This is a genomic window from Glaciibacter sp. 2TAF33 (genome assembly GCF_052114945.1).
GTDB lineage: Bacteria > Actinomycetota > Actinomycetes > Actinomycetales > Microbacteriaceae > Cryobacterium.
Genome location: NZ_JBFRFS010000002.1, coordinates 216,604 through 239,450 on the forward strand (window position 1 = coordinate 216,604; position 22,847 = coordinate 239,450).

Genomic DNA, 22,847 nt, shown 5'->3' on the forward strand with positions numbered 1-22,847 from the left:
ACACCAGCCCGGTCTGCGCTTTTTAAGAAATCTTCAGCGCGTCGAAGTAGCTGCGGATGGCTTCTCGGTATGCGTTCCAGTCGATGTCGGCAGCGGACAGGTATAGATCCTTCCAACCGTCGGCCGACGAAGGCGAGCCCGCGTCGTACTTGAAGTCGGTGGTCGTCTCCTGCCATTTCTCCATCAGCTTGCCCAAATGGTCGTACGCGCCTTTTGCGTCGGCCAGGGATGGCGGTGCGTCCTTGATCGCTTCGGCTACGTAAGCGTCGCGCGTGGCAACGATCGACTTCTGGAACGTCTTTGGATCGACCCATTTGATACCGTGCTCAGCGGACTGCTTCGCAAATTCGATGTCCCGTGCGAGCGACCGCTCAACTGTCTCGGCCATGAGATCCACGCGAGCATCGAAGATGATGTCCTGGACTGCCTTTGGCAGGGACTCAAGCACGGACTTCTTGATCACAACGACCGAACCGGCAGACGTCGCCAACCCGGCGGGAACGTAGTACTTTGCTTCATCCCACATACCGAGTGTGATCATTGTGCTGGTCGTGCCGAGATGGCAGTGGACGATCCCCCTCTGCAAACCCTCGTAAACATCCACGAGAGGGATGCTCGTCGTCGTCATCCCGAGGCCTTCCAGCTCCTTGGTCCAGGTCACACCCGGTGAACGCACGGTGAGACCGGCCAGATCGGAGGCAGCCTTCACCTCCGGCTTACAGAGCATCGGGTACGGCACTGTATCCCACGCGAGCAGCGTGGCCGCATCGTATTGGGCCAATTCGTCGGCGATCGGCCCCGTTTCGTAGTCGGCGAGCTGAGCAGGAGAGCCCGCGAGCAACGACGTCGGGAATTCGCTCGGTACGACGCCCTGCGACACCGTGGCTTGCCAGGCGGTGATCGGAAGCTGCTGCGGTAAGGCGGTGGTTGTGATGTACGTCATATCCGTCAAACCGGATTCGATCGCACTGAGACCTTCGAGAGCCGGGTGAAGTGAAGCCGACCAGAACGTCTCGAACGTGACCTTGCCCTTCGTGCGCTCGGTGACGGTGTCCATGAAGTTCTGCATGGCCAGTGCGTGAGCGGCGGTATCCACATTCGAATCGCTGTAGGTCAGGACGATGGGTTCCATTTTCTCGAGCCCGTCACCGCTGCTGCTAGCCAGTGGTTCCGGCGTCGGGCTCGCTGAACATCCCGCCAGTACAAGAGAACCGAGTATGACTCCACCAACTGTGGTGTAGATCGATTTGCGAACTTTCACTGACTGCTCCTCTTTTATTGATGGTCTAGCGTGTTTTGTTGATGGCCTAGCGTGCCAACTCGGCTTCACATCGCGGCACGGCCTGGATGCGCAGGCCCCGAGCATCTGCTCAGCAGGGTCGTTCTGGTCGTGGGTCCAGGGAAGGAACTTGGCTGCTCGCGGACTCGAGTCGCGCGCTTCCCGGCACGACGTACGACCGCTCTGGGAGGGTCTGACGATGCTGCATGCGCCATTAGCCGTCCCGTCTCGACCACTGGTCCACGTACCGGCCGGCAGCAAGCGCTTCGTGCTTCTCGCCGAGATCGCCGAGAAACCCGGTGCCGGGCGTGACGCTCTGCCACGTAAGTACGTGACTCGGAGAAGGCCGCATCGTCGGCCGTCCTCGCCGACCCCAGATCTCTACGGTCGATCGCTCGGCAGAACTGATAGAGCTTGTTCGAATCTCGAATCGGTCAGCCGCGCGTGCGAGCGAGTACCGGTCCGTCATTTGCGAATCAAGTCCTTCTGCTTCGAATCCGGAGCCTCATTGCCCCCCGTTGCGGGCAACGCCGCCCTGAACGCATCATATGACTGATGATTGAAAGGATGCAAATCATTAAACGACTTAACCATCTACAGGACTGGGTTGGCGTCGACTGGGTAGTCCCGATGGCTTGACCGGGCCGCGCCGATATCTGATGAGCGGCTCGGCGAGCGCCGGCCTGGGTCAAAGCTCCCTCGCCCTGAGCTTGCGGGAAACCGTCGAGCGATGCTCGGCTCCGTCATCGACGACCTTAGGCGCTTGAGGCTGGTTCTTGATGATGGGCTGCGGCAAGCGGTCGAGCGGCTCAAGCAGCAGCCAGGCGAGGGTCTGTTCGTGGGTGGGGTAACGCTTCGCCGAGCGTTGGCAGATCTGGGACTGATCGACGAATACGTGTTCGTTGTGCAGCCGGTCGTTGCCGGACACGGGCCGACGTTGCTCGCTGGTCTGCGCGAGCGCTGACGGCTGACGCAATGCCACTCCGGGCTAGCGGAATGCGGGGAGCACCTCTTCGGCGAAGAGACGGAGCTGCTCCTCGATCAGCGGCTCGTTTGTGGCGCACCAGTGGTGGCCGACGACGATGGTCTCCGTATCGGTCTCCTCCTGGATCCGCTTGATCTCATCGATGATTTCCTCCGCGGTACCCACCAGTGCACGGCCGGGTGCGACTTCGTCCAGGGTCAACTTGCCGCCGTTGATCAGGCGCTCATCGACGAGCCCGGCCGCGGCGACCCCCATGCTGAGCTTTCCCCGGCGGTTCTCCAGGTACGGCCGAAGCCAGAGCTCTTCGGCTTCCTCTCGGCTGGAGACGATGCAGGTGCTGCGCTGCAGCCAGACCTTCGGCCTCTTGCCCGCAGCGACGGCCGCCTCGCGGTACGCATCCAACGCCGGCTGGTATTCATCGAGAGTCTGCACGAGGCCACCGAAGAGGGCGTCGCCAAGGCGGCCGGCCCGACGGGTGGCAATTGGCGCCTTGGCACCGATAATGACCTCGGGATGGGGTCGCTGCACCGCTCGCGGCGCGACCGCGACGTCGTCGAAGGAGTAGTGCTTCCCGTGGTAGCTCGCCTTGTCCGAGGACCAGACCGCGCGGAGCACCTCAAGCGACTCCGTCATCATCTCGCCGCGCTTCGAGTAGTCCTTCCCGGTAGGGCTGAGCTCATAGTCGCGGTATCCGACTCCCACGCCGAGGAACGCGCGTCCCTCCGAGATTTGATCGAGTGTGTGGAGCTGCTCGGCGACATCGAGCGGGTGGTAGGCGGGCAACACCAGGATGCCGGGCCCGAGTTGCAACTTCTTGGTGCGTGCGGCGACCGCTGCGAGCAGGGTGAAGACCGCGGAGACGTTGCCCTCGACGAACCGGTGGTGACCGAGCATCCCGGAGTCGAAGCCGAGCTCCTCCAGCAGCTCCGCCCGTCGGAGCACGCCCGCAACCACGTTCTCCGGGCCGGGGGTGTACAGCATTTCATTCGAGAACCTCATGCGAACGCCACCTCCCCCATCCGGATATTGTGGCTGGCTGCGATCGACGAGAACGTGTGTGGCATGCGAGTCCCTGCTCCCCTTTCCTGCGGCATCAGCGCGCGCAGTCTGGTCAAGCTTAGGGAACTCGCCTGTAGGGCCTCCACACCGACGAGACCGAAACTCTGCTCCATCGCCAGATCGTCGGGATCCGCGACGGGCGGATCGGCACGCGCCAGCGTCGCCTGGGTGAACTTCCTGCTAAACGTCGACTCGACTCTCTGACAGTTGGCGGACCCCTGCAGATGGCTTCCGCATGGGCGACGCACTGCGAGGGCGGATTTTTTCCGATTTCCAAGTCCCTGCCACGAGCTCCCGCCAAACCCGCCCTACCGGTCCTACGTTGGACATGAAACCCGGGATGGTTCCAAGTGAGCCTCGGCTGGTTGAGGTGCGAGCGAAGTGAGCCTCGAAACCACTCCGGTCTCGAGACGACCATGGCGGCCCTCCTCGACCACCATGGGCGGCCTCGTGTCAACAGTCAATAGGAGCTGCCCGTGGCGGATCGGTTAACGGATCTGCCGACGGGATCTGCCCACCGAGATCTGGCCACCGGGTTGTCGGTGGAGTTGGAATCACCCGCGTTGCGGAGTACCTCGGGCCAGCACGTCGTCGACTGCCTTCTCTATACTGAAATGGTGATAGCGGATTCATCCATTGCCTGGGAATTCCGGCAGGCTTTGCGTCTGACGAATCGACGACTCAACGAAGAGAAAAAGCTTCCCGTGAATCAGTTGCAGGCTCTCGCCCTTCTTGATCGCCACAGCTCAATCACGGCAGCGGAACTCGCGAGGTTCGAGCGAGTCACTCCACCGGCTATCACAGCGATGATTCGCACCATGGAGGCGGAGGGATGGATCGAACGAACTAGTGACCCGAAAGATCGGCGGCGGATCCAGATCGAGATCACTGAATCGGGCCGTCAACGACTCACTGAGGAGACGACATCTGCCCAGGGTTGGCTGGAGTCGGCGATCGCAGAGGAATTAGACGACAGCGAGCGGGAGACTCTGGCCGCAGCCACCGTCCTGTTGCGTCGCATACTGCAGCACAAGGACGAGTAACGTGGGCGGCCAGTACAACTGGTATAGCGCGGTACTGCCAGTAGCGCGTCCCATGTATCGAGGCATCTCTACGACGATGCCTCAGATTTGACTCGAGCACCTGACCTCGCAGCGGTATGAGGCTCCCGGTGCTGTCGGTGTCCTGCGTCTTACGCGCCCGTGAGCGTTGGAGTTACCACGACATTGATCGATGGCTCGTTTGGAAATTTCCCCTCGAGGGTGTCGAGGGCGACTTCGAACTGGTCGAGGCCGAAGACATGGGTTCGCATTCGACTCAGCGGCACCTCGGCTTTCGCGATCAGCTCGGCTGCGCGGCGGTGCGCCGTGTCATTCTGCCCGTTATTGCCAATGACTGCTATCGACTTCGTGGTGATGACGCCGATCGGAAAATCATCCATCTGGCGCGGCTTCATGCCAACGTTCACGATCGTGCCGCCCCGCCGCACCATGCGCACCGCATCGCCGATCGTCGAGGTTACGGTCGGGGTCGTATCAACGACGATGTCCACGCCGCGACCCCCCGTGAGTTCCATGACCCTATCGACGATGTCCTCCTGCTCGACGTTTACCGCCAAGTCCGCGCCGAACTCAAGGGCGAGGGCGCGCTTGTGTGCGTCTCGCTCAAGTCCTGTTGTGATTATGAGGCCGGCTCCCCCCTTACGGGCAGCCACGATGCAGGCCAGTCCGCGTTGACCACAACCAAGCACGACGATAGATTGTCCGATCTCGAGTTTAGGAGTGAGAACCGCCCACTGGATGCCGCCCGCCAGCGGGTTCCAGAGTGTTCCGTCGAGGGGATCAGTGGTTTCGGGGAACGGATAAAGCGTCGCGTTCGGGTGCAGGTATGTATGGGTGGCGTAGCCGCCCCACAACCCGGGAGCCAAGCGAAGCGGGATCGATCCGTAGTTCGGCGGGTAGAACACCGAGGACGCGCACAGGTGACTGTCGCCGTGCCGACAGTCCACGCAGCGTCCGCAGGGCAGGAACGGGTTTATTGCGACGCGATCGCCCTCCTTGAGTCCGCGAGAGGCAAGGAAGTCATTGCCGGCGCGGTCGATTGTGCCCACGATTTCGTGTCCGAGTACGCGTGGGTAGCGGGAGTTGTCTCCGGGGGCGAATGCCGGGTCTTTGCCGGCGTACAGTTTGACGTCGCTGCCGCAAACTCCGTTCGCTTCGACTCGGAGGATCGCAGAGTCCAGGGCTGGATCCGGAATCGGCAGTTCGGCGAGTTCGTGCGCGCCGGCCCCAGTCTGCACGAGGGCGAGTGCCATGTCCATGTTCATTCCTATCTAGTTGCGACGCGAACCCAGGAAGACCGGGTAGCTAGTGAATCCAGTGGTCGTGTTGTCGGCAATCCAGATCGGGTCGCCGAGGGGTTCCATGTCTGGAAACGCCTGGACTACCGATTTGAGTAGTGTGCCGATCTGAAGCCGCGCCAACGCCCGGCCGAGACAAAAGTGCACGCCCGCACCGAACGAAAGGTGCGGGTTGGGGTTCCGAGTGATATCGAACCGGTCTGGATCGTGAAAGACGCGCTCGTCGCGATTCGCCGAGGCGTGAGACGCGACCACCCAGTCACCGGTTCGGATCGACTTGCCGCGCAACTCGACATCCTGCGTTGCGACCCGAAGCCGTGTTCGGGTGGGTGTGGAGTATCGAAGAATCTCTTCAACCCCAGGATTGGCCAGTTCCGGATCTTCTATCAGCTTCCGACGCTGATCTGGGTGGGTCAGCAGCAGCCACAAGCCCATCGCGGACGTGTTTCTCGTTGACTCCAGACCGCCCGCAATAACGATCAACAGAATCGAACGCAACTCGTACGCGCTTAGTCGCTCGCCGTCGACCTCCATCTGCGATAGCACTGTCGCGAAGTCGTCCCGCGGACTTTCCTGCCGATCGTGAGCAAGTGCCTCGCAATACTCCATCAGGGTCCTCTGCCCGTGGTTATAGGTGTAGAGCGGGTCGTCATCGATCATGAACTTCGGGTCAGCCGATGCCACCCACTGCCACGCGGCGAGCTTCAACATCGCCCAGTCCGCCTCCGGTACGCCGAGCATGCGCAAAATCACCCGCGCCGGGAGCTCCCCCGCAACCTCTTCGACGAACTCCACCTCGCGAGTCTCACCGATACCATCAATGATCTCCTGAACGATCCGCTCGACGTCTTCGCGCAGCTTCGCGACCGCCGGAATCGAGAAGTGCTTGTTGAGGGGCTTCCGGTAGAGGTCGTGGGTCGGTGGGTCGTTTCTTGCCATACTGACAAGAAAGCCGAGTTCATAGCGCTCCTCAGGCTTATAGGCGCGCGGCGTCTTCGGCACTCTGGTGTCGATCCGTGAACTGAACGTTCGATGATCCTCAAGATAGTTCGCGACGTCCTCATGCCGCGACAGGAACCAGTAGTGCTTTCCGTATGCGTCGTCCTCCGTCCAGTGGACTGGGTCCTCGTCCCGCAGACTGCGGAATGTGTCGAGGTACGAGAGGTCTGTGTACCATGTCGGATCCAAGATTTTCTGGTCGACTTCGCGCCAGTCTTCTTTGGCCGGGGCCGTATACACATCGGTGGTGCTCATCGTGGCACCGCCGGGCCTCTCAAGCCCAGGTCCAGGAGCATCCGCTCCGCGGGATCGTTGGCGTCGCGGGTCCAAGGAAGGAATTGGGGTGCGCGCGGTATTGAAGCTCGGGTGCTCTCGGGTACAACGAACGACCGTTCGGGGAGGGTCTGACGACGTTGGATGCGCCATTGGCCATCTCGTCTCGACCAGTGGTCCACATACCGACCCGCAGCAAGCACCTCATGCTTCTTGTCCGGGCCGCCAAGCAGCCCCGTTCCCGGTGTGACGGTCTGCCAGGTCAGGACGTAGGACTCGGAGAACGCTTCGTCATCGGAAGCGAACTCGATGTAGATGTTGCCGAGCTCGTGCCACGAGTACTCGAGATCACCGTGCCGATCCTCGACCCACTGCATGAATCCATCGATATCGCCTTGGTAGGCGCCGTGATGATCAACGGCGTCCGGATGAAACGCCGTCCGGGCCGATTCCAAATCCCTGCGGTCGATCGCGCGGCAGATCAGATACAGCTTGTTCTGGATCTCGAACCGGTCGGCAGCGCGAGAAAGAGAATACTGGTCCGTCATTTTTGGTTCCTCGTTTTCGGTCATTTGTGCTTCCCTGCTTCCCGCGTTCATTTGTTCAGGCTTCTGACGTACGTAAGCATCGCGTCGTGATAGGCATCCCAGTCGAGATTCGCACCACCCTTGAACAGTTTCTCGAGATTTTCTGGGGTGCGGATCTCGCCGTTGACTCCGACGCCATCGAGGAGGCCGTGCCATGCCGAGAGCTGTTTCTTGATCGAAGCGAGAATCTTCTTAGGGTCCTTTGCGCCCGCGGGAGCAATCTCGGGAAGCTTCTTCAGTACTGCTTTCTGCGTCGCCTCAATCGGACCGTTCAGTTCCGCACCCGACATGACCTGAACATTCTTGTCTTTGATGACGTCGACCCAGGATGCGTACCGTTCGAGCGTATTGCTCATGAAATCGGTGAAGAACGTGGCCTTGGCATCGTTCATGATGTCCTGAACTTCAGCGGGGAGCGAGTCCCAGAGATCCTTCCTGATCACGTAGCCAGATCCACCCTGAGGTGACATCGAAACCGGTGTGTAATACTTTGCGTTCTCGGCCAGCGAGGATGTTATGAACGTGGGCGCACCGGCGGCGACGCAGTTGATGACTCCGCGCTGCATCGCCTCATACAGGTCCCCGTTCTCGAGGTACACGGGCTGGATACCGACAGAGTCAAGCTCTTCCTTGAACGGAGATCCAGTAGTCCGCGCTAGCTTGCCAGCGGAGGTGGCAAGAGAATTGACCGGAGTAGCGCACAAGAGGTCGAAACCAGGGGAGCTCCAGGTAACGAAGGGTTGCGCATTGTGTCCGGCGTACTCATTGCGGATTTCGTCGGACTTCTCCCAGACGCCAAAGTACGCACCCGTTCCGGCGAGTGCCCCCGTCGGATACTCAGCGCCCTGGCTGGCAGCGGCGGACGCCGCCCACGCCGCGATTGGCAGGGTCTGCGCGTGAGCGGCCAATGAGACGAAACTGAGGTCGGTGAGCCCCGACTCGAGGGCACTAACAGCTTCTGATCCGGGATGCAAAGCACCCGCGTAGTACTCCTCGAAGGTCACCTTCCCTCCTGTTGCTCTGGTGACCTCGGCCATCCACCCCTGAAGTGCGCGAACGCTGGTGGCGGTTTCGGGATTCGGATCGCTCACCTTGATGACCAAGGGTTCCATCGCCGCGATTCCAGTCGAATCTGACGGCGTCCCAGCGGGTGCGGCGGCGCTGGCGGAACAGCCCACAACGCCGACAGCAACAAGAAGGCCAAGCACCCCGGCAGACACCCCACGATGAACAAAACGCATGCGCGAATCCCAATCTCTGTCAACGCCCTCGGAGCCTTTGCTTCGTAAGCTACAGGCACCCTTGCCCGATAGTTAACCGACTTTATGGTATTTCGCCCTAACAATGCAAGACACTTAATCGTTGTACTGTTTGGCCCGGGCCTAGACCGTGTTGGGTCACGTCATGATCACGCTCGTCAGCCAATCAAATCGATGCACCAGGGACTCAAAGACGACGGTAAAGAAGGCGTGGCATCATCCGGGCGACGGCGAATTCCTGGATTCGCCGTCACCCAAACCATGGCCACGATCACGGGCGCCAACTTCAACCCCGCAAAATGGCCACCTTCCTGCTCGAAGAAGAGCTCACCGCCGCCGAGCCTGACCGCAAAATCGCCCAGCCTAGCGAGCGACGCCGAGATCGAGTCTGGGACAACGCGTACAGCAGGACCACCGACACAGACTCGATCCTGGAAATCGCTAGACGGGGCGAACTCGAATCGGGGCTGCGACTATAGGCCCCTCGCGACCCTGAGACCGCTCCGAAAAGGCGCCGCTGGGCGCAAGTACGAGGGCAGCCATGAGCACCAGTCCTGACGTCGGATGCTTCAGAAGGACGAAACGCTCCTGAGCATCCTAAGATGTGTTTCAATTTTGGCTGTTCTTCAACAGTTCTTAGAACAGCCCTGTGGTGGGCTGTTCGCGAAACCCAGCACGGCGCGGATCCAAGGATGGCGCGGAATCCGTTTTCCTCCAACACGCGTCCGTTTTTCCTCTCCATTTCAGCATCCGCTGGAGCATGCCCTTCCCAGCCCTCCTTGATTGCCACTCGAGCCCGCTCGCATTCCAGCGATGCTGGGGGGCACATCGCAAATCATGGTGCTGATTTGCGGAGGCTGTGACGGACGCTCTTCTGTGACGCCAGAACATCTGGAGCCGAGCGGTCGACTGCAAAGCGCTTGCAGGGGACGTTGCGCGCGGCGGTGTTTGCCGAGGACTTCGTCTCGCTCGTCGTCAGGAGCGCGTTCCTTCGCCTCACGGAGCTCGACGGATTCTTGCTCGGTCGCGCCGGGCCTGACACCTTCTTCGAGTTGGTCTTCTTGAACCTGTTCACCAAAAGGAATCCGCGCAATCCTGGTTCTAGCAAGCCATCGCCAACGGGCTAGCTCGGGGGAACCTTCAAGCGGATGATGTCCAGCCCGGATATGCGGTCGATCAGGTAGACCAGCCCACTGGCATCCACTGTGACGTCGTTGGACGACACTCGGCCCTCCCCCGGCGCGGGGTCCGGTAGATATGACCCGATGAGCCTGGGTGCGAGCGGCTCTGCAAGATCGAAGACCTGGAGGCCCTGTGCGAACCACGCGAACGGGATGACGGTGCCGTGGAAGCGTTCCGAGGGCTGGTGGCAGCCGTTGAACGGCTCCTGCGGCGCTCCGTCGATGTCAACACCCGGAACCGTGATCGTTGAAACCGAGATCGGGAGCGTCTCCTCCGTAATGTCATAGATCATCGCGAAAGCCGGCGGTGCGGGGTGTATCTTCGACACGTCCTCGTCGGCGACGACCATGAATCGGCGCCCTCGGACCTTCTCCGGCAGGACCAGGCAGGTGTGCGTTGGATGCGGGAATGTGGGGCTGCGGCGGGAGTGTCCGACGGCGACCGGATGCTCGAGGTCGGAGATGTCCAGGATGAAGAAGCCGTGATGCCAGTAGCTCACGTAGAGCCGGTCACCCACGCGCAGCGGATGATGGCACCGGGGAGGCACGAAGTCGTCCCACGGGTATTCCTCGCCGCCGTCCGCCCACTGGCCGGGGATCCACCAGCGGGAAACCTCGCGCGGCGCGGCCGGATCCCGAACATCGATGATGAACGCGATGTTCCCGACGTAGCCGTCGGCAGTGGCCGAAAGGTAGACGTACTCGCCGTCGAAGTCGAACCGGTGCACCCCTTTCCCGCCGGTTTCCCATTTGCCGGCCAGGGTGGGATTCGACGGATCGGACACGTCGTAGACGGCCAGTCCGCCTCGGAAGCCCTGTGGTCCACCTTCGCCGACAGCCTCGTGGTTGACGACCATGATGTCGCCGACGGCTCGGACCTTGTGCGAATGCCACGCCTCTGGCATCTGGATCTCCGAAAGCAGAACCGGATGCGACGGGTCCGCCACGTCATAGATGCTCGTGCCGTGCGGCGCCTGCATGTGGGCGACGTAGCATCGCCCACCGTCTACCCACACCTGGCCGCCGCCTGGCACATCGAGGTGGCAGACGAGCTCAGTGTTCATCGCGCTTGCCATTGGGACCTTCCTGATAGAGGTATCCGCGATTGAGATCGCGGACATCGGCGCACCCCAGTTGCACGAGGGTTTCGCTCAATTCCGCGCGTAGGATCTCCAACACGTGGGCGACACCGTTTTCGCCGGCGACGGCGAGCCCCCACCACGACGGACGCCCGATCAAGACGGCACGGGCTCCGAGTGCCAGGGCCTTGGCGACATCATCACCTGTCCGAATCCCGCCATCGAGATACACTTCCGCGCGAGCACCGACGCGGTCGACGATTGCGGGCAACACCTCGACCGCCGATGGCACGGAGCCGGACTCCCGCCCACCGTGGTTCGACACGACGATGCCGGCAGCGCCAGCACGAATGGCGACGTCGGCGTCGTCGGCGCGAAGAATACCTTTCACGACGACAGGAAGCGACGTCTCGGTACAGATGTGCTCCAGGGCAGGGAGAAGGAGCGCACGCAATTCGGGCGTGGGCCCATTGAAATGAGCGAGAGCAACCCTGTTGGTTGGCCTGAAGTCGTTTCGACGATCGTGCTCTCGCATCCTCGTTCGCCCGGGCACATCGACGGTAACGCAGACCGCCGCGCAGCCCGCGGCCTCCGCGCGAGCGATCAGCGCATCCATGTGCTCGCGCCCGTAGTCGTAGAGCTGGAGCCACACCGGGGCACCGTCCGCGGCGTCCGCGATGAGCTCGACCGGATACGTCGCCAGGGCTGCTGCGGGAGCGACCGTCTCCGCTCGCGCAGCAGCTCGAGCCGTCGCAAGCTCCCCATCCGGATGGGCGAGCTGCTGCAGGCCGGTTGGTGCGATCAATACCGGGCACGCGACCTCACGGCCGAGAACCGTCGTCGACGTTGATACCCGGTCGACGTCGACGAACCTGCGCGGCGAGAACAATACATCTTGAAACGCCGACAGGTTTCGGCGAACCGCCCGCGACGATCCCGCACCCTGGGCCAAGAACGCTGCGACTTCCGGAGCGAGGATTCGGGTGGCCGCGGCCTCGTAGTCGGCCAGCGTTAGAAGCATCCACTACCCCTTCGCGCCGTCACAGATAGCTCAGCCCAGATCACACGCCTTGCTAAAGTAGCAATACTTGACAACATTGGCATATACGGGGAGCGTCGGGCTAGTGGCGTGTGACGAAAGGGCTGAAAATGACCAACCATGATGTGCGATTGCTTCTCGACCGGTCTGAGGTCGAGCGGGTCGTTTACGACTATGCCACCGGACTCGACACCAAAGATTGGACGCTCTGGCGTTCGATTTTCGTCGAGGAGGTGCAGGTGAAGTTCCGCCCCGCCGCCGAGGCCGAGTTCACGGGCCTGGGGCAGGAGTGGGTCGCCATGACCGCGGAAGAGTGGGTCGAGGGCCGCCGCATACTCTTCACGGGTCTGGCAACGACCCAGCACCAGATGTCCAACCCGCGCGTCACGATCGACGGAGACAGCGCGACCTGCGTCATGTACATGCAGGCGGTCCACTTCATGCCCAACGAACCGGGAGCTGAGTACACACTTGGCGGTTACTACGTCAACGACCTCGTGCGCACGTCCGGAGGCTGGAAGCTCGCCCGGGTCAACCTCAACGTAACGTGGGAGCGTGGGGATGCATCGATGCTCGAACGCGGGCGCAACCTGGGACGACGGCTCCTCGGGCTCGAATAACCCGCTCGACCTCGGCTCGCCCTGATGTGGCGCGCCGACCGTTAAGCTAGTAATGTTAACAATCTAAGCCGCAAGGGAGCGCCATGTCCGAGCTCGCCGCCTATGACGACAAAATTCTCGATCCCGACTGGTACAAGACCCGCGAAGATCTCGAGATTTTGAAGCGGTTCAGTGCCGAGGACCCCGTGCACTGGACACACGCGCCGACGTACGGCAGGGACTTCTGGTTCATCACCGGCTACGAGAACGTGCGGGACTATCTGCTCGACCACGAGAACTTCAGTTCACGGTGGGACGGGCGCATCCCCAAGACCCCGAAGCGATACACACCAGAGCAGCGCTACGAGATGGGCTTTGACGTCAGCATGGCGCGCAACGATCCGCCCATCCACGATCTGTACCGAAAGCCTGTCAACAAGCACTTCAGCGTGCCGGCGGTGCGCAAGATGAAGGACGACATCGACCGGATCGTCGACGGCCTGCTCGACGATATCGCCGAGCGAGGCGAGTGCGACCTGGTCGACGACATCGCCTCGGAGCTGCCGGCACGCGTGATCCTCCGGCTGCTCGGCGTACCGGAAGAGGACTGGGACCACCTGCAGCGGTCTGCTTGGCGCTGGCTGTCGCCAGGAGACCCCAGCCTCACAATCAACGGTGACTTGAACCTGACTTCGCGCACTGGTCACACCGAGCTCCTGGACTACTGCGAGCAACTGGCCCGTGACCGCCGTGAGAATCCCGGCGATGACTTCGCGAGCGTGCTCACGCAGGTCAGAGTTGACGACGACCCGCTCACCGTCCATGAACTGCGCAGCTACTTCACCATCATGATCGGCGGTGGGCTCGATACCACACGGAACACAACCGCGGTCGGCATGCACGCGTTCCTCACCAATCCCGACCAGGCACAGCTCCTTCGGGATGACCCGACTCTCGCGATGTCGGCGGTCGAGGAAGTCATGCGCTGGGTCACGCCGTCCCGCACACGGTTCCGCGTGGCGGCCCGAGACTTCGAATTCCGGGGGCGTGACATCCGTTCCGGCGACTGGGTGATCGCCTCGACGACGTCCGCCAACAGCGACGGCCGGGTCTTCGCGAATCCGGAACGATTTGACATCCGCCGCAATCCCAATCCCCATCTCGGTTTCGGCGAGGGAATCCACGCGTGCCTCGGCCGAAACCTCGTACGCCTTGAGCTCGCCGCGATCTTCCAGAAGACGGTTGAGAGGTTCCCCGACATGCAACCGGTTGGTGAGCCGGAATGGCTTCCCGATTACAGCTCGGTCGGCTTCTTGCGGATGCCGGTGCGCTATTCGCCGACACTCGTTCCCGCGGGCGCACGGTAAGCCGCGGCGCGGGCACGTCGGAAGACACGATGGAGTACTGGCTGCAGTTCGTCAACACTCTCCCCGAAGACCTCGTCGAACTCTCGGTCCTCGCCGAGGAGTGCGGCTTCGCCGGCATCATGGAGGGCGACCACTGGTTGATGCCGGCCGGCTCGGCAGACAAGGACCCACATGAACGCGGGGGCATGCCGTGGGACTATTCGTTCTCGGACGTCCTCGTCACCGCCGGGGCCGTCTTGCAGGCGACCACGCGCCTCAGATTCGCACCCGGCGTGATGATCCTGGCGAACCGTACGAATCCGATCATCGTGGCGAAATCGTGCGCGACGGCGTCCCGGATCAGCGGGGGCCGGTTCGCCCTCGGCGTTGGCCTGGGCTGGATGAAGGAAGAATACGATGTCGCCGGCGTCGACTTCACGACACGCGTTCCGCGCACCGTTGAGATGATCGAGATTCTCAGGAAGCTGTGGGGCCCCGGTCCCGTCGAACACCACGGCCGCTACTTCGATTTCCCTCCGACCCACAACGTGCCGCGACCGCACCAGTCGATACCTGTCTACATCGGCGCCTACGTCCCGCAAGCCCTCCGCCGCGCAGGCAGAATCGGTGACGGGTGGATAGGCCCCCCGGGGACCATAGAAGAACTGGCGGCGGCGATTGCGATCATCGACGAAGGACGTCGTGAATCGGATCGCGACGGCGACCCCTTCGAGGTCTTCGCCGGACTCAAGCGCAACGCCGACGGCTCCCTCCCCGGCCGCGATGACTTTCGTCGTGCAGAGGATATCGGCGTCACGGCGGCGAAATTCGGACCGATCGAGCATGTGCTCGGGGAGCCATACGTATCGATTGAAGAAAAGCGCCGTTGGATCCTGGATTTCGCCGAGCGCGTGATCCACGCGTGAACCAGCTACTCACCGAGAGGCACGAACATGAAGCAGGCACGACTGATCACCGACGAGGAACTCCCCGCAATCTTTGATGCGGTATCCAACTGGGGGCGGTGGGGCGCCGACGACGAGCGCGGAACAGTGAACCTCATCACCCCAGCGGTTACCGCACGCGCAGCCACGGAAATCAAGGAAGGCGTCGTCGTCGGCTTCGGCTCGATCGACCTGTCCGGTTCCCTGGCTTCTGCTGAACCGCCCACGCGACACGTGATGCTCAAGGATGGCGAGGACGCGGGCCCCGGATACGCCTCGGCGACTGACTTCGTCGGGATCGACTACCACGGGGTCCACACCAGCCACTTCGACGCGCTGTGCCACGTGTTCTACGACGGGCGCATGTACAACGACCGCCCGGCAGGACTTGTGCGCTCCACGGGAGCAGACGCCAACTCGATCGAAGCCTTCCGCGACGGCATCGTGACCAGGGGTGTACTGCTCGACATCCCTGCCCTCCGTGGCACCGACTTCGTCGACCCCCTCTCCCCCGTTGTGCCTGACGAGCTCGACGCCGCACTCGCTGCACAGGGCACCGACATCCGGGAGGGGGACGCCCTGTTCATCTACGTCGGCCGCTCCGCTCGCCGCGCAGCAACAGGCAGCGACTTCGCAGGTGGCGCGATACACGTCGGCGGCCTCGACGCCTCATGTCTGCCATGGCTGCACGAGAAGGGCATCGCGGTGCTCGGCTCGGACGGCGCGAACGACGCGCTGCCCCGAAAGACCGGTGCCGAAAGGGTTCCGGTTCATGTCGGCGCCATCGTCTATATGGGAATGCCGCTGCTCGACAACGCTGCTCTCGATGCGCTCGTAGCCGCCTGCCGTAAACGGTCGCGTTGGACCTTCTTCACTGCGATCACACCCTTGGCTATCAGCCGCGGCACAGGGTCGCCTGTGAACCCTGTGGCCATCTTCTAATACCGGCTGGGCGAGCCAAACTGCAGATCGGAGGATGCCACGTGGCATCTGACCCCAGATACCCGGCGATCTACCACCTCGGGTTCGTCGTCCCCGACTTCACTGAGACCAGCAACATCAACGGCGCCTTCCTCGGCGACCTTACCTTTTACCGGCACTTCCTTCTGGAGGTCACAGGCGCCGAATACGGCGGCAGGACCGTCTCGTACTCCGCCGACGTCGCGTTCTATGACTCTGGCAACATCCGCATCGAACTCATCCAGCCGACTGGGGACGGTCCGTCTCCCTATCACGACCACCTGGCCGCGCACGGCGGCCGCGCGAGCGTGCACCACGTCGCGTACCTCGTCGACTCGATCGAGGAGCACATTGCCCGGGCGACAGACCGCGGCAGCCATCCCCAGTTGATCCTCGAGGCGCCACTACCGGCCGGCAACGGCCGCTATGCGTATTACGAGGGCCTACTCGACGGGATCATCGTGGAATTCCTGGAACGACACTCTTAGGGGTCCCGGTCAGGTATTCGAACGTCGAGTGCGTTCGTGCAGTGGGGTTGTGCAGCCCAGTCAGAGGTGCATTCCCCCGCTCGCCTCGATGATCTGCCCGGTGATCCATGCGCCGTCGTCCGATGCCAGGAATGCGACGATCGCCGCAATATCGCGGGGTTGCCCGAGTCGACCCAGTGCCGTCCCCGCGACTGTGGCCGCGAGCCGGCCTGGATCGGACGTCACGGCATCGATGAAGGCTGTTTCCGTGGCTCCCGGAGCAACCGCATTGACACTGATCCCGCGGTTGCCGAGTCCGGCCGCGAGCGAGATGCTGAACGAGTTGATGGCGGCCTTGCTCATGCCGTATGCGATGGAACGGGGGTACGCGGCGCGGGACACCATCGACGAGATGTTCACGATTCGACCGCCGTCACGGAGCCGTTCGACCGCATGCTTGGTCACGAAGAACGTGCCCTTGGTGTTCGTGTCGAAGAGCCGGTCGAAAGCGGACTCATCGACCGTGTCGATCCAACCTGGAGCGCTGACGCCTGCGTTGTTGACAAGCACGTCGAGGTTGTCGACGCCCCACCCCAGGAGCTCAGCGTCGACCCTAGCGAAGAAATCACCGATCGCATCGACGCTCGTCAGGTCCGCGCCGAGCGCAATCGCCTTACCGCCGATGTCTTCGATCAGGCGCGCGGTCTCCGCCCCGCGCTCGGCATCCCTGCCATAGTGTGCCAGCACCAGGTGTCCGTCAGCGGCGAGGCGCAGCGCGATCTCGCGGCCGATGCCGCCGGACGCACCGGTCACCAGCGCGACCTTGTTCTCTGATGCCATCTATTCCGCTCCTTGCTCCGTTGTGTGCACCATCGGGTCGGGGCCGAAGCCACCGTCCGCTCGCGCGAGGGCGGCAATCGCCGCATGGTCTTCGGCGCTCAACACGATCTCGAGTGCCGCGAAGTTCGACGCCAGGTGCGCTGGAGTTGCCGCCTTCGGAATCACGACGAGCCCGAGGTCGAGGTGCCAGCGGAGAACGACGGCGGCCGGCGAGCATCCGTGGATGTCAGCGATCGCCGTGATCGTCGGGTGCGTGATCGCGCGTCCATGCTCCAGCGGGCTCCAGCTTTCGGTGAGGATGCCGCGCGCCTGGTTCGCGGCCCGCGTCGCCGGCTGTGGATACGCCGGATGCAGTTCGATCTGGTTGACCGCCGGAGCAACACCGGTGTCTGCGATCAGTTCGTCCAGGAGCGGCGCGGGAAAATTGCACACACCGATGGAACGCACCCTCCCTTCCCCGCGCAGGCGCACCATCGCCCGCCAGGTCTCGAGGTACTTCCCCTTCGGCGGCTGAGGCCAGTGCAGCAGGTAAAGATCTATGTGCCCGATCGCCTGTTCGCTCCGGTCGAAGGCGCGAAGCGCGGCATCGTAGCCATGGGCGGCGTTGGGCAGCTTCGTGGCGACGAACAACTCCTCCCTGGAAAGGTCGAGTCGCCGGATGCCCTCACCGATACCCGCCTCGTTGCCGTAGTGAGTCGCGGTGTCGAAATGTCGAAAGCCGAGCGTCACGGCATCGGCGAGCAGAGCAGGCAGATCCCCGGCGGGGATGTACATGACCCCCATACCAAGCTGCGGTATCGACGCCCCATCGTTGAGTTCCAGTACCGGGGCGAGTCCGCTCACGCCAGTCGTCCTTCCACCGGGTATGCGGGGTCGTTGTATCCCGGAGTGGAAGGATGCCCCGGCGATACGAGTTCGTCGACCGCGGCTTCGTCGTCACTGTCGATCTGCGTCAGAGCGGAGGCCAGGTACGCGTCCCATTGCTCGTAAGTACGGGGTCCCGCGATCACCGAGGTGATGGCAGGGTTTGCCAGGACCCAGCCAAGCGCGAAGCTCGCCAGATCCATTCCCTTACCCGCGGCATGGCGCGCAAGCCGTTCGGCGACCACGAGCGAGTTCTCCGGAACTCGGTCTGCAGCATCCGCGGGTCGCCACGACCCACGCGGCTTGCCGGATCCGGCGATACTCCCAGCTGGTACTTGCCGGTCAGCACCCCTCGGGCGAGCGGGCTGTAGCTGACCACCCCGACACCATAGTGCCCGGCTGCCGGAATCAGCTCACGCTCCGCGCTACGCTCGACCACGCTGTACACCGGCTGGCTCGCGACCGGCCGATCCAAACCGAACTCATCCGCGAGCTGGCATGTCAGGCCCAGCCTCCACCCTGAGAAGTTCGAAACCCCGAAGTGCCTCAGCTTCCCCTGTCGGATCAGATCGCCCAGAGCCCGCACTGCCTCCGGCAGCGCGGCGTCGTCGAAGCTCCGATGCAGATACAGGATGTCGATGTAATCGGTACCCAGCCTCCGCAGGCTCGACTCAACGGCGGCGATGATCCACTTCCGCGATTGGCCCCGGTCGTTCGGCCCCTGCCCCATCGGGTTGCCGAACTTGGTCGCCAGCACCCAGCCATCACGATCGTCCCTGATGGCAGCCCCCGTCACGACTTCTGATTCGCCTGCGTTGTAGACGTCAGCAGTGTCGATGAAGTTGATACCTGCCTCACGGGCGCTGCCGATGATCCGCTGTGCCGTCGCTGGATCGGTCGCACCCCCGAACATCATCGTCCCGAGGCACAACCTCGACACCTGCAGACCGCTGTGACCCAGGTGCCGGTACTCCATTGCCGGGGGCGTCAATTCACTCTCCTGCGGGGAAGAAGGCGCGGAACGCCTCCGCAACCGATTGAGGCTGTTCAAGCGGCGGTACGTGGCCCGCTCCGCTGATCCCAATCAGGGTCCCCTGCTGCACATTCTCAGCTATGTACCGCATCTTGCCTTCGCCGTCACCAGTGTCAAACTCGCTCCAGACAGCGAGCACGGGAATCGTGATATCACCGGCGTGGTCGCCTACGTCGTGGACGTCGAGGGCGTCGAGGTAGCGTGCGTACGTCTCATCGTCGGCACTAGACAGGGCTTCTACCAGGGAATCGATCTCAGCGGCGTGCTTGTCCTGGGACCCCGGGGCGAACCAACGGGCGCCGATGTCATCTGCTCGCGCCGCCGTTCCTTCTGATCGCACGGCAGCTGCAAGGGGCGCCATGCTCGGGTCCCCCGTCTTGCGTGCCACGCTGCACACTGCTGCGACCGCCGCGACACGGCCGGGATGCCGGCGGGCAAGCTCGAGGGCGACGGCCCCGCTGATCGAGTCCCCCGCGTAGTAGGCCTTCTCCACGCCAGCGGCATCGATCACGCGCACGACGGCATCAGCGAGGTCAGCGATTGAGAAGGATTCGTGGAGAACCGGTGCGCCATTGAAACCGAAGTGTTCGAACGTCTGTGTGCGGTAATCCGGTGCCAGCAGCGCGGCAACCTTGTCCCACATCGAGGCGGGCGCACCAAGTGCGGGACCGAGAATCAGAAGAGGCGCATCGGAGCGGCCGGCGGGTGGTTGGGCAAAAAGTGTCAGGTCCGGCATGAATTAACTCCTATAAATATTATTGAGATTGTAAGGACACTGAAGCACACTGCTACGCTCGTGACAATCCCGCATAGTAATCACCGCCGATTTGCCTGGAAGGACCTCCGTGATAACAGGCTCACCATCTTTCGCACGTGCCGCGGCCTATCGCGGCCCAGAGGACATGGGGCTGGAGAACTTCCCAATCCCCGTGATCGGCCCGGATGATCTGCTCCTCGAGGTGATCCTGTGCGGCGTGGACGGCTCAGAGCTTGCCATGTACCGGGGTGCATTCGACTACGTGAACGAGCGCGTTCCAGTCATCTTCGGTGATGAGATCGTGGGGCGGGTTGCCCAGATCGGCGCCGCCGCGGCCGACCGCCGCAATCTCACGGTTGGCGACAAGGTCGTGGTCGAGGCCAGGTGGCCGTGCACGGAGGGATGCCACGCTTGTGATCATGGCCAGTACTACCTCTGCGAGCGACGGGGTCTCAAGAACGGTTATGGCACGCTTTCGGCGAAAGAGCCTCCTTACCTGTGGGGCGGGTACTCCACTCATACCTTCGTTCCCCCGGAGGCTGTCGTCTATCCGGTTCCGGCGGATTTCTCCGACCGGACTGCGCTCGTGGCGAGTTCGCCCTTTGCCAACGGCATCCGCTGGGCCGATGCTACCGATGTCCCCGATGGCGGTCACATCGCTGTGATCGGGCCGGGCCCCCAGGGTCTCAGCTGTGCGCTCGCAGCCATTGCCACTGGTCGCCGCGCGACACTGATCGGGCTCGAAGCAGATGCCCAGAGGCTGGAGCTTGCGGCGGGATTCGGCGCGACGACATTCGTGACCACCAGGGACAGCTCCCCGGACGCAATCCTCGAGACGGCGGCGGCCATCGTGGCACAACACGGCGACGTCGACGGGGTGATCGAGGTATCCGGCTCACCGGCCGGCAAAGCACTCGCCATGAACCTGGTCCGCGTGCTCGGAACAGTCGTCAGCTCTGCGTCCCCGAACCCCTCCACGCAGCCATTCGATTGGCGACTGCTGATGTGGAAGGAAATCACCCTCAAGGGGCGCCTCTCGCATCCGAACACGGTGGAGAAGGCGTTCGAGAAGGCGCGAGGGCTGCGTGAGCAGGGGCTTGACGTCGGTGACTGGATCACTCACGTCTTCCCCCTCGAAGACGTGACGAACGCGATCCGCACAGCCGCATACCAGACCGAAGAACGGCCCATCAAAGTGGCTCTCGACCCGCGGGCCTGAACCGGGCCGAGAGGTGAAGGAGCAGAGATCATGGCATTCGACGTAGCAGGACGAGTGATTCTCGTCACCGGCGCCGCAAGCGGGATCGGAGCGGGAATCGCGGAGGTGTTCGCAGCTGAAGGCGCCGTAGTCGTCGCCGCGGACCTCTTCGCTGATCGCCTCGACGCCGAGGCGCATCGGATCAATAGCCTCGGCCTGCGCGGGACGGTGCACGCGATGCAGCTCGACGTGACGGACGCGGCTGCGGTTGAACGAGCGCTCGACGGCGCGGCGGCCGAGCACGGCGGCATCGACGCGGTCATCAATTCCGCGGGGATCTTCATCGACATCGATCCGCACGATATCGACACGGACGCCGTGCGACGGGTGATGGAAGTCAACTTCTTCGGCGCGCTCAACGTGTGCAGCGCGGCGACCAAGCACTTGATTGCTCGTAAGGGCAGCATGGTCAACCTTGCCACCGGCGGGCTGGACAGACCCCTGCCTGCACAGCTCGCGTACGTCGCCTCCAAGGCTGCGGTTGTGGAGCTGACTCGCACGATGGCACTGGCGCTGGGGTCCGATGGCGTGCGCGTGAATGCCGTCGCACCGGGATACATCGATACTCCGATGATCCGCCGTAACTACACTCTCCCCAATGGTGAGCTCTCCGCTGGGTGGGAGGACCAGCTCGAGACATATCGTTCCCTTTCGCCGCTCCACCTGGTCGGCGAGCCGAGTGACGTCGCATGGCAAATCGTCTACCTCGTCTCCGACGAGGCAAGATTCGTGACTGGACAGACCTTCCGGCCGAACGGCGGTTTCGTCGTTCCGCGCTGAACGGGAACCGATAAGAGGGAGCATGCCAGCGATGGACGCGTCGCTTCGGATTCGCCAGGGATTCACCGACACCAACGACGGGCAGGTTCGGTTCCTGACCGCGGGAAAAGGCGACCCGCTCGTGTTGCTCCCGCACGGTGGACGCTCGTCACGGATGTATCGCAGGCTGATCCCCCTCCTCGCTGAGAACTGCCAGGTGGTGGCACTCGATCCCCCGGGCACGGGCGAATCGTTCCTTCCTGACGGGCCGCGCACGATCACCGCTCTCGCCCAGACACTGCACGAAGCCGCCGTCGCGATAGTCGGTTCCCACTACACCCTCTACGGGATGAACGGCGGGAACAAGCTCGGGGCCGCGATCTCAGCTGCACACCCGGAGGCGATCGACGGCTTCATCTTCGCGGGTTTCACCCACAGCATCGTTTTGTCCAACACGGAGCGCGGCACCACCCTGGGGCAGCATCCCTCGGTTCGAGCGCTGCTCGCCGACCACACCGATGATTCCCCCTCACAGTGGATGGAACAGGCCAGGGCCGTCACCGAGTTCACGGCGCCGGAGTGGTCGATTAACGAGGCGATCGACCGGTTGCAGGCGATCCGCTACCGCCGGCACTTCTATCGCGCGGTGACCGCGTATGACCTCGAAGGAGCCCTGCGCTCACTGCAGGTGCCGGTAGCGGTACTCGAGTTCGCCACCGCGGACGAGGATGCGCACATCGGGCGCCAGGCGCCGAAGCTCGCCGCCGAGCTCGCCGCGTCGGCTCAGCTCGTGATCGAGCTGGCCCCACGCGCCCCGGCGTCGCTGGAGGACCGCCCTGGCGACCTTGCAGCGGCGATCATCACCCTGTGGGACGCCCTCACGCCACGCTGCTGAGCTGCTTTGAATGTCGCATCCCGCCC

Annotated in this window: 22 protein-coding genes and 1 pseudogene; 10 read left to right on the forward strand and 13 right to left on the reverse strand. The window is 62.9% G+C overall.

Annotated features, from left to right (window positions below):
- Window positions 1-22: 22 nt before the first annotated feature.
- Complete coding sequence (locus tag AB4Y94_RS02605; protein ID WP_441724432.1) at window positions 23-1,261, reverse strand: hypothetical protein; 1,239 nt, start codon at window positions 1,259-1,261, stop codon at window positions 23-25.
- A gap of 808 nt (window positions 1,262-2,069) precedes the next feature.
- Here AB4Y94_RS02605 and AB4Y94_RS02610 point away from each other — a divergent pair.
- Window positions 2,070-2,240: pseudogene (locus tag AB4Y94_RS02610) on the forward strand (dihydrofolate reductase family protein); the annotation flags it as partial.
- A 27-nt stretch (window positions 2,241-2,267) separates the two neighbouring features.
- Here the strand turns inward: AB4Y94_RS02610 and AB4Y94_RS02615 are convergent.
- A complete protein-coding gene (locus tag AB4Y94_RS02615; RefSeq protein ID WP_441724434.1) occupies window positions 2,268-3,263 on the reverse strand; it encodes an LLM class flavin-dependent oxidoreductase in 996 nt (331 codons plus the stop codon).
- 536 nt (window positions 3,264-3,799) lie between these two features.
- Between AB4Y94_RS02615 and AB4Y94_RS02620 the strand changes: the two genes are divergently transcribed.
- Window positions 3,800-4,366, forward strand: coding sequence for a MarR family winged helix-turn-helix transcriptional regulator (locus AB4Y94_RS02620; protein ID WP_441724435.1), 567 nt, complete (start codon window positions 3,800-3,802; stop codon window positions 4,364-4,366).
- A gap of 149 nt (window positions 4,367-4,515) precedes the next feature.
- On the opposite strand, the gene AB4Y94_RS02625 is transcribed toward AB4Y94_RS02620, so the two are convergent.
- The 6 genes from AB4Y94_RS02625 to AB4Y94_RS02650 form a co-directional block, all read right to left on the reverse strand.
- Window positions 4,516-5,643, reverse strand: coding sequence for a zinc-dependent alcohol dehydrogenase (locus tag AB4Y94_RS02625; protein ID WP_441724437.1), 1,128 nt, complete (start codon window positions 5,641-5,643; stop codon window positions 4,516-4,518).
- A gap of 12 nt (window positions 5,644-5,655) precedes the next feature.
- Window positions 5,656-6,936: a cytochrome P450 gene (locus tag AB4Y94_RS02630; RefSeq protein WP_441724439.1), complete on the reverse strand. Its 1,281-nt coding sequence runs from the start codon at window positions 6,934-6,936 to the stop codon at window positions 5,656-5,658.
- On the reverse strand, window positions 6,933-7,526 hold the full coding sequence (locus AB4Y94_RS02635) for a nuclear transport factor 2 family protein (protein ID WP_441724441.1): 594 nt from the start codon (window positions 7,524-7,526) through the stop codon (window positions 6,933-6,935). Before AB4Y94_RS02635 ends, AB4Y94_RS02630 begins: the two co-directional genes overlap by 4 nt.
- Window positions 7,527-7,549: 23 nt before the next feature.
- A complete protein-coding gene (gene dctP / locus AB4Y94_RS02640; protein WP_441724443.1) occupies window positions 7,550-8,782 on the reverse strand; it encodes a TRAP transporter substrate-binding protein DctP in 1,233 nt (410 codons plus the stop codon).
- 1,141 nt (window positions 8,783-9,923) lie between these two features.
- Window positions 9,924-11,045 carry an LVIVD repeat-containing protein gene (locus AB4Y94_RS02645; protein WP_441724445.1) on the reverse strand — a complete coding sequence of 374 codons (1,122 nt, stop codon included), beginning with the start codon at window positions 11,043-11,045 and terminating at the stop codon, window positions 9,924-9,926.
- Window positions 11,035-12,081 carry an alpha-hydroxy acid oxidase gene (locus tag AB4Y94_RS02650; protein ID WP_441724447.1) on the reverse strand — a complete coding sequence of 349 codons (1,047 nt, stop codon included), beginning with the start codon at window positions 12,079-12,081 and terminating at the stop codon, window positions 11,035-11,037. The genes AB4Y94_RS02645 and AB4Y94_RS02650 overlap by 11 nt, the downstream gene beginning before the upstream one ends.
- A gap of 128 nt (window positions 12,082-12,209) precedes the next feature.
- Between AB4Y94_RS02650 and AB4Y94_RS02655 the strand changes: the two genes are divergently transcribed.
- The 5 genes from AB4Y94_RS02655 (at window position 12,210) to AB4Y94_RS02675 (ending at window position 16,436) form a co-directional block, all read left to right on the forward strand.
- On the forward strand, window positions 12,210-12,719 hold the full coding sequence (locus AB4Y94_RS02655; RefSeq protein ID WP_441724451.1) for a nuclear transport factor 2 family protein: 510 nt from the start codon (window positions 12,210-12,212) through the stop codon (window positions 12,717-12,719).
- An 83-nt stretch (window positions 12,720-12,802) separates the two neighbouring features.
- Window positions 12,803-14,065 carry a cytochrome P450 gene (locus tag AB4Y94_RS02660; protein ID WP_441724453.1) on the forward strand — a complete coding sequence of 421 codons (1,263 nt, stop codon included), beginning with the start codon at window positions 12,803-12,805 and terminating at the stop codon, window positions 14,063-14,065.
- Between the two features lie 29 nt (window positions 14,066-14,094).
- Window positions 14,095-14,970: a TIGR03619 family F420-dependent LLM class oxidoreductase gene (locus tag AB4Y94_RS02665; protein ID WP_441724454.1), complete on the forward strand. Its 876-nt coding sequence runs from the start codon at window positions 14,095-14,097 to the stop codon at window positions 14,968-14,970.
- Window positions 14,971-14,997: 27 nt separating this feature from the next.
- Window positions 14,998-15,930, forward strand: a complete 933-nt coding sequence (locus AB4Y94_RS02670; protein WP_441724455.1) for a cyclase family protein — start codon at window positions 14,998-15,000, stop codon at window positions 15,928-15,930.
- Window positions 15,931-15,971: 41 nt separating this feature from the next.
- Window positions 15,972-16,436, forward strand: a complete 465-nt coding sequence (locus tag AB4Y94_RS02675) for a VOC family protein (protein ID WP_441724456.1) — start codon at window positions 15,972-15,974, stop codon at window positions 16,434-16,436.
- A 60-nt stretch (window positions 16,437-16,496) separates the two neighbouring features.
- Here the strand turns inward: AB4Y94_RS02675 and AB4Y94_RS02680 are convergent, their stop codons facing one another.
- The 5 genes from AB4Y94_RS02680 to AB4Y94_RS02700 are packed head-to-tail and all read right to left on the reverse strand — an operon-like array spanning window position 16,497 to window position 19,888.
- On the reverse strand, window positions 16,497-17,255 hold the full coding sequence (locus tag AB4Y94_RS02680; RefSeq protein WP_441724457.1) for an SDR family NAD(P)-dependent oxidoreductase: 759 nt from the start codon (window positions 17,253-17,255) through the stop codon (window positions 16,497-16,499).
- A complete protein-coding gene (locus AB4Y94_RS02685) occupies window positions 17,256-18,098 on the reverse strand; it encodes an aldo/keto reductase (protein ID WP_441724459.1) in 843 nt (280 codons plus the stop codon).
- Window positions 18,095-18,322 carry a hypothetical protein gene (locus AB4Y94_RS02690; protein WP_441724461.1) on the reverse strand — a complete coding sequence of 76 codons (228 nt, stop codon included), beginning with the start codon at window positions 18,320-18,322 and terminating at the stop codon, window positions 18,095-18,097. The genes AB4Y94_RS02685 and AB4Y94_RS02690 overlap by 4 nt, the downstream gene beginning before the upstream one ends.
- Window positions 18,262-19,110 (reverse strand): aldo/keto reductase, encoded by an 849-nt coding sequence (locus AB4Y94_RS02695; RefSeq protein WP_441724463.1) that lies wholly within the window; start codon window positions 19,108-19,110, stop codon window positions 18,262-18,264. Before AB4Y94_RS02695 ends, AB4Y94_RS02690 begins: the two co-directional genes overlap by 61 nt.
- A gap of 1 nt (window position 19,111) precedes the next feature.
- Window positions 19,112-19,888 carry an alpha/beta fold hydrolase gene (locus AB4Y94_RS02700; protein ID WP_441724465.1) on the reverse strand — a complete coding sequence of 259 codons (777 nt, stop codon included), beginning with the start codon at window positions 19,886-19,888 and terminating at the stop codon, window positions 19,112-19,114.
- Between the two features lie 109 nt (window positions 19,889-19,997).
- Between AB4Y94_RS02700 and AB4Y94_RS02705 the strand changes: the two genes are divergently transcribed.
- From AB4Y94_RS02705 to AB4Y94_RS02715, 3 genes are read left to right on the forward strand one after another with little or no spacing between them, the layout of a single operon-like run.
- Window positions 19,998-21,128 carry a zinc-dependent alcohol dehydrogenase gene (locus AB4Y94_RS02705; protein WP_441724466.1) on the forward strand — a complete coding sequence of 377 codons (1,131 nt, stop codon included), beginning with the start codon at window positions 19,998-20,000 and terminating at the stop codon, window positions 21,126-21,128.
- A gap of 30 nt (window positions 21,129-21,158) precedes the next feature.
- Window positions 21,159-21,947: an SDR family NAD(P)-dependent oxidoreductase gene (locus AB4Y94_RS02710; RefSeq protein ID WP_441724468.1), complete on the forward strand. Its 789-nt coding sequence runs from the start codon at window positions 21,159-21,161 to the stop codon at window positions 21,945-21,947.
- A 22-nt stretch (window positions 21,948-21,969) separates the two neighbouring features.
- On the forward strand, window positions 21,970-22,821 hold the full coding sequence (locus tag AB4Y94_RS02715) for an alpha/beta fold hydrolase (protein ID WP_441724470.1): 852 nt from the start codon (window positions 21,970-21,972) through the stop codon (window positions 22,819-22,821).
- Window positions 22,822-22,847 lie beyond the last annotated feature (26 nt).